At 64.6% G+C, this 2527-nt stretch carries 1 protein-coding gene and 2 pseudogenes; all 3 read left to right on the top strand.

Annotated features, from left to right (window positions below; all coding sequences use genetic code 11):
- Nucleotides 1-806 (top strand): annotated as a pseudogene (locus RM812_RS41345) (hypothetical protein); the annotation flags it as partial.
- Nucleotides 807-1204: 398 nt separating this feature from the next.
- On the top strand, nucleotides 1205-1660 hold the full coding sequence (locus RM812_RS41340; RefSeq protein WP_311586057.1) for a hypothetical protein: 456 nt from the start codon (nucleotides 1205-1207) through the stop codon (nucleotides 1658-1660).
- A gap of 369 nt (nucleotides 1661-2029) precedes the next feature.
- Nucleotides 2030-2527, top strand: a pseudogene (locus RM812_RS41335) (hypothetical protein); the annotation flags it as partial.

Genomic DNA, 2527 nt, shown 5'->3' with positions numbered 1-2527 from the left:
ACACCACCGCCACTCTGTGTTCGGAAGCTCACCTCCCCAGCCAGGATGGAGGGGAGCCCTCGCCGACGCCCGTCGCGCCTGAAGCCTCCCGTGTCGTTCCCTCGCCGTCCCAGCCTCCGGAGGGCGCAACCACCCCTGCGGCTCCTAACGAGACTTCCTCCGAGCCCGAGGCAGTTGTCCGGGACGCATCCCCAGCGGCCGAGCCGGCTGAGGAGATCGAAAAACCCGGCCAAGCGAAGGCTTCGCCTGAGCCCCCAACTGCGGGCCGCCGCAGGAACGACGGTCCCGGCTTCACCGCGGCCTCTGCCGAGCCGGCTCTGAAGCCGCGCACTCGCAGGAAGGCTGCTGACACGAAGCCTCCGATGCAGGCCGCCGTGCTCAGTTCGTTCATAAAGCACAGGACAGAGCGCAACTGGCCGACTTGGTCTGGCCGCATCGAGGGGGAGACCAAGGCGAGGCTTCTCCAGAAGGCTGACGATGACGCCGAGTCTTCTGGGCGGAATCTCATGCCCGGGCACTACCTCGACGCCGCATTGAGGTTGGTGAAGGACTTGAGCCCTGAGGAGCTCGCGGCCATTGCCAACGAGTGGTTGATCGACAAGTGGTCCGGCGAGCATCCACCCGGCGTGAGCATTCAAGCTGGTGTGTCTCCGGACATGTACCAGTTCCTCAAGGGACTCAAGCGTCATCTACGCGGTCAGCGCGGAGCGGGCAGCGGGGGCCTCATCCTTGATGTGGTCTCGGCTTCGGTGGATCGCTTCCTTGATGCCGCCGACGAAGAAGGGCCCTTCCCTCCAGCTCGCTGAAGGTGACGCAAGAGGGGTGGCCCGGCCCAGGTGGTCGGGCCACCCCTCTTCTGTTGCCATTTCACTTATTCACCCACTTTCACACATGCGGTACGTCAGGCACTTTCACACGCGTCCACGCGTACGGCATGACGATCGGTCTGACCTCTCCACTACACACCGCGCGCATCCGCGACCTCACCCTCAATGGCACTGTCATGCCCACCGAACGGCCAACGTGCTCCTGACACGCCCACACCGCTACAGTCTCGACGCCCTATTTGCGCAGGTCTAAGCGGTTTTCATGGGCGGCCCTGATGAGCCTCCACCTGAAGATCAGACACACGGTGGTTCTGTCATTACCAAGACACGGCTGATCAGTGAGTAGGATGCTCTTGAATGAAAGCGAGGACTGATTCATGAGCACGGCGCCCAGCGGTTGGTCACTCCGCGCCCTGGCACAAGAAGCGCACGTCCTGCCCAAGGTGGCTCGAGACGCTGCCGAGGAAGGAGTGATCGATGCCCAGCACACCGTAGAGACTGACATTGTCCTTGTCCGCCTCTACGGGGCCTTGAAGCGCCTTGTCTGGCCCGAGGAGCGCCGGCCGGCGAACAAGGACCAGGGGCTCCGGGTCTGGGAAGCCATAACGATCGAGACCGCTCGAGCTGCGCTTCCAGATGAAATGCACGACGACACGGGCCTCTTCATTCACCAGACGGGTTGCGAACTCGTCTCCGGTCCGGGGCCGAAGGCCCTTGCGTTCTTCAAGTTTGCTGAACAGCCCTTCTACTACGCCCCGTTGGGTCGATGGTTCAACGAGCTACCGACCCGACGCCTTCTCGCAGACGAGGTCGCGGAGAAGGCCAAGGACTGACAGACCCATCACACGCCGAGTAGATCGGCCAAAATCCGCCCAACAGGGCGCAACGGAAACTGGCCCGGGACTCCGCAATCCCGGGCCAGTCGCGTCGAGGAGGTGAGCGTCGCTCCACATCCCTAGCTGAATACCCGCCGCGCGTCCGGCCTCCAACCTCCCCAGGCGGTGCCGGTTGGCGATGAGGGTTTCCCTGTTACTCCTCGACTGGAGCAGATCATAGCTACCCGTACGAGGGTCGGCTCAGTCATGCCTAAAGCAGGCAGCAGCCTACCCAAGAAGGCTCAATCTCCAGGCCCGGCGCCTTTGGCCACGGGCTTCTCAGCAGGGTCACCGCACCCGACTCTGGCCCTACAGCTCGGGCGCGCCATGCGCTTTCGGCTGCTGACTGCGGTCCGCGCCCTGCTGACCGATGGGCGCATCGCCGACCGCAAGGACGTCGTGCGCGTTTCCGCGCTCGTGCTGATGGCGAAGGCCAGCCGTGGCACCTGCCGCGTCGAGATCACTGCCCGGGAGCTGGGGCGCTGGCTCGGGGTGTCGGAGTCGACGGTTGACCACGAGGTTCTGCCAGTCCTTCGCGAAGTTGAAGCTGTCTCAGCGCGGGTGCTTCGTGGTGATGACGGTCTGCCGACCGGTGTCGAGTACCGGGTGGAGCCTCTGTGGGAGGCCCGGGGTGACGCTGGAGCGCCGTTGGCGCTGTCGAAGGTGGAGTTGGCGACGCTTCTGCGGTTCATCGAGGGGCTGTTCGCGCCGGGTTGGGGTGAGCAGTGTGCTACGCCTCCGGGTCTGCTGGTGGAACGCCGGGGGAGGGGGGCTGCGTCGGATCGCCTGGCTCTGGTCCTGTTGGCTCTGCATGCGCGGCCGGAT

Source organism: Streptomyces lancefieldiae (assembly GCF_031845825.1).
In the GTDB taxonomy this organism is placed as follows: Bacteria; Actinomycetota; Actinomycetes; order Streptomycetales; family Streptomycetaceae; genus Streptomyces; species Streptomyces lancefieldiae.
This window is presented reverse-complemented; position numbering and strand designations above follow the sequence as displayed.